Source organism: Nocardia brevicatena NBRC 12119 (genome assembly GCF_000308495.1).
GTDB lineage: Bacteria > Actinomycetota > Actinomycetes > Mycobacteriales > Mycobacteriaceae > Nocardia > Nocardia brevicatena.
Genome location: NZ_BAFU01000203.1, coordinates 1 through 3,392 on the forward strand (window position 1 = coordinate 1; position 3,392 = coordinate 3,392).

The 3,392-nt window shown below is 63.7% G+C and carries 4 protein-coding genes; 2 read left to right on the forward strand and 2 right to left on the reverse strand.

The window, feature by feature from the left end; genetic code table 11:
• Positions 1-36: 36 nt before the first annotated feature.
• On the reverse strand, positions 37-978 hold the full coding sequence (locus ON20_RS37680; RefSeq protein WP_174361941.1) for a hypothetical protein: 942 nt from the start codon (positions 976-978) through the stop codon (positions 37-39).
• 469 nt (positions 979-1,447) lie between these two features.
• Here ON20_RS37680 and ON20_RS26085 point away from each other — a divergent pair, with 469 nt between their 5' ends.
• Both ON20_RS26085 and ON20_RS26090 read left to right on the forward strand, forming a co-directional pair.
• Positions 1,448-1,861, forward strand: a complete 414-nt coding sequence (locus ON20_RS26085) for a GNAT family N-acetyltransferase (RefSeq protein WP_245547498.1) — start codon at positions 1,448-1,450, stop codon at positions 1,859-1,861.
• A gap of 302 nt (positions 1,862-2,163) precedes the next feature.
• Entirely contained in the window at positions 2,164-2,526 is a 363-nt protein-coding gene (locus ON20_RS26090; protein ID WP_040839753.1) for an HPF/RaiA family ribosome-associated protein, read from the forward strand.
• A gap of 244 nt (positions 2,527-2,770) precedes the next feature.
• Here the strand turns inward: ON20_RS26090 and ON20_RS26095 are convergent.
• Positions 2,771-3,392 (reverse strand): ice-binding family protein (locus tag ON20_RS26095; protein ID WP_040839757.1); only part of this gene is annotated, 622 nt, incomplete at its 5' end.

Here is a 3,392-nt window from a genome sequence, read left to right on the forward strand (position 1 = left end):
CCCTTTGAGACCGCCATCGGTTTATGAACAGGTGGGTTATTGCCTGTCCAGGGGTGGCGAGTACAGCTTTGCCCATGCGGTCACTGTGGGTTGGAGTCGAGCCGGGTAGTGCTTCTCCCGCCCGGAGGTGCCTTGGTGGTTTTGTGTCTGTGCCTCGAATAGCGCGATGCCGCACTCGGTCAAATTGACCGCCGTAGCGAAGCTGTCCGCGAGCAGAGCGAATAGGTCTCCGTCGTAGAGGTAGTAGTTGACCCACTTGTAGCCGTGCATCACAGCGGATGTCAGCTGGTAGACCCGCTTGGTCCCGAGCGTCACATCATTCTTTCGGAGTTCCCCCTCATCGTGCGGGGGCACATGATCCTGCAGCCAGGCGGCCGCGAGTTCAGCGGTCTTCCCGAACGGCCGGACCTTCTCACGATCCACGTTCTGCGAGTACGCAGCCTCAAGCCGCTGGTAGCTGTCCAGCAGCTCCTTGCTTCCCCTGATGAACTCGTCCCTGTGCTCTGCTGACGCTGAGATGCTCGCCTGCCGCAGGGCGGCCACCTCATTCGAGTTGTAATTGGTCTGTTCCTTCATCTCAGCCAACGCGATCGCGGTACAGCGGTCCCGGCGGATCTGACGGTCTTCAGGGGAAAGAAGCCAGATGACCCTGCCCGCGGACTCGACAGCGCTGCGGCACAGAGCGGCAATAGCGGGAGCGTGCAATTGCTGGGTCTGTGTAGCCTGCATGAACAGATTGGCCGCCGCGCTGACACTGTCGGTCGCGCTCATCAGCGGCCAGATCGCTGCCGCTTCGAACCGGCGCTCCCCGAAATCAGTCATCAGCCCCCGATCGTCGAGCGCCATGCAACTGCCTTCGTCAGCGTTCTGCGGGTGCAGACCCCACGCGAGAAGCTCATGAGCCCGCAAGGCGCGCTGCGTAATTCTCAAAAATCGACCCAGAAAAACACCCGGGTCGCCATACGGGTTGAACGCCATCCGCACATCGTTTCACCGCGCACCCGCGCATCCCAGTGGTTATTGCCTGGGCCAGGTCCCTAGCAGCCCAATTAGGAAGGAAAATAGTCGGCGAACAATATCGGCGCCGCGTGGTGGTGGCACGGAAACCGCTACGCCACCACGGGACTGATACTGAGCGACCAGCGGTGGGTGCTCCCGTACGCGCGTACGTCTCAAGGAATGGAGCTGAGTGTGGCAGTCCCGTTCCAGGGCGTGTGGTTCCCCGACGTCCCACCGCAGTCCCGCAATTTCGATACCGGTATTCGTGACCAACCGACCTGCGACTCCTCCGCATCGTTTAGAGAACCTTGACAGCGGCTGTTGTCGGCCCCGGGCGGTACGGTCTACCGCCATGGTGCGACTGCGCTACTACACCGACTGCGACGAAGCAGTCCAAGCGATAGCCCTCGAATGGGTCCACACCGAGGAGTTCCGCACTCGGATCGGGATGCCCGACTTCGTCCTTCAGCGGCAGCCCGACGATGCGGCCGAGCCGCGCCGGACCCACAACTGGGTCATCTTCGCCGACGAGCAGCCGGTGGGCTTGATCTCGGCCGCTGTCACCGACCATCCATCGGTCGCCCTGCCTGGCGAAGAACTTGCCGATCCCGCCGACTACCCGACGCTCGGGACGGTGACCTACATCGACCCCTGGCACCGAGGCCGCGGATACGCCGGCGCGGCGAAACGTGCCATCAGCGAACACAACGCCGCTGACGGAGTGCGCACGTTCTGCTGCGTCGTCGCCGACGACAACGCAGCCAGCCTGAATGCGATCAGAAAAGCCGGATACGAGTGTGTCCGCATCGAGCAGACCGGTGCCGGTAAGCCGGACCGCCTTCACTTCCGCCGGCCGCGGTAACTGCCATCAACCACCCGGATACCGAAATTGAGCGCAGGATTACGCGACCCTTCATCGAGGACTCGGCTGGGAGCCAGGGCTGGTGTCTCGAAACCTTCGCCTGTTGCCTCGCCGCGCCGAAACGTCACCTGACGTAGTGGCCTGCCGCCAAGGAGTTACCGCAGATAGTGATCTCCCGTTCCGATCCTCATCGGGGATTACGGTGAGGATGGGAGTACAGGCGGAGCAGGCGGCGGAGTCGACACTGAACACCATCCGCCCCTGTCCGGGTAACAGTTGCCACCTACCGGAATGGATCGCACATGCAGATTCAGATCAACACCGATAGCAACATCGACAGCGGTGACAAGCTGATCCGGCACGTCGAGGAGGAGATCGCTTCGACGCTCGAGCGCTTCAGCGACCGGATCGTCAGCGTCGAAGCCCACCTCAGTGATCAGAACGCGGGCAAAGGTGGACCGGGCGATAAGCGATGTGTGTTGCAGGCTCGTCCAACCGGGCAGCAGCCGGTCGCGGTGACCCACAACGCCGCGACGATCGAGGACGCCTGTCGGGGTGCGGCCGGGAGCATGGCACATCTGCTCGCCGGCCGGTTCGGCCGGCTGCACGAGACAAAGGGTGGCGACTCCATCCGGCACCCGCATAAGAACGGGGGTGAGGAGTAAATCCGCCCGATCCGGCGCCAAGCAGTTACCGCAGATAGTGCGCCACTATCTGCGGTAACTGCTTGGCGTGACTTCCCTCGTGGATGTTCCCGGACCCCCGTAAATACCTCTCCTTCGACTGTCCCTCCGTCCCACCCCGTAGCAGCGGGCCCGGGTCGTAGGGCTACCCATGCCCGGATACGGCGCTGTCCGCGCGCTGATGGCGCGCGGACAGGGTGATTGAATCCTTTCGGTGGGTCGTGGTTCAGGGTGCCGTGATGGTGTTGGTGTCGAGGGTGACTGCGCCGTTGAGGGCCAGGATGTTCCCGTCTGCGGTGACGCCGGTCGTCACCGTCACCGAGGTGAAGGCCAGCAGGCTTCCGGCGAAGTCGGTGTTGGCGCCCAGTGTGGCCGAGCTACCGACTTGCCAGAACACGTTGTCCGCGGTGGCGCCGTTGATGAGGTTGACCACACTGTTGGCTCCGGTGATCAGTGTCGTCCCGGCCTGGAAGATGAACACCGCGTTCGGGTTGCCTTGCCCGTCGAGGGTGACGGTGCCGTTGAGGCCGATCCCGCCGGTTGCGTGGTACACCCCGGAGGTCAGGGTTTGTCCCGCGAGATCGGTGGTCACGGTAGCGGTGGGTGTCCGGCCTGCCGCGTCGGTGTAGGCAGCCTGCAAATCGGTGTGTGCCTGCGCCGCGACCGCGTCCCCGGCATGGATCGCTCCGCCTGTCACCGTTCCCGGCGGGAATCCGGTCACCGAGGTGCCCGGGCTGACACCCAGGTCACCGGAGATGGCGGTGGCTCCGGTGTTGGTGACTGTCGAGGCACCCAGCACCGCGAACGACGCCGCGGTCCCTAAATTGACCGGCGCCAGACCCGAAGCG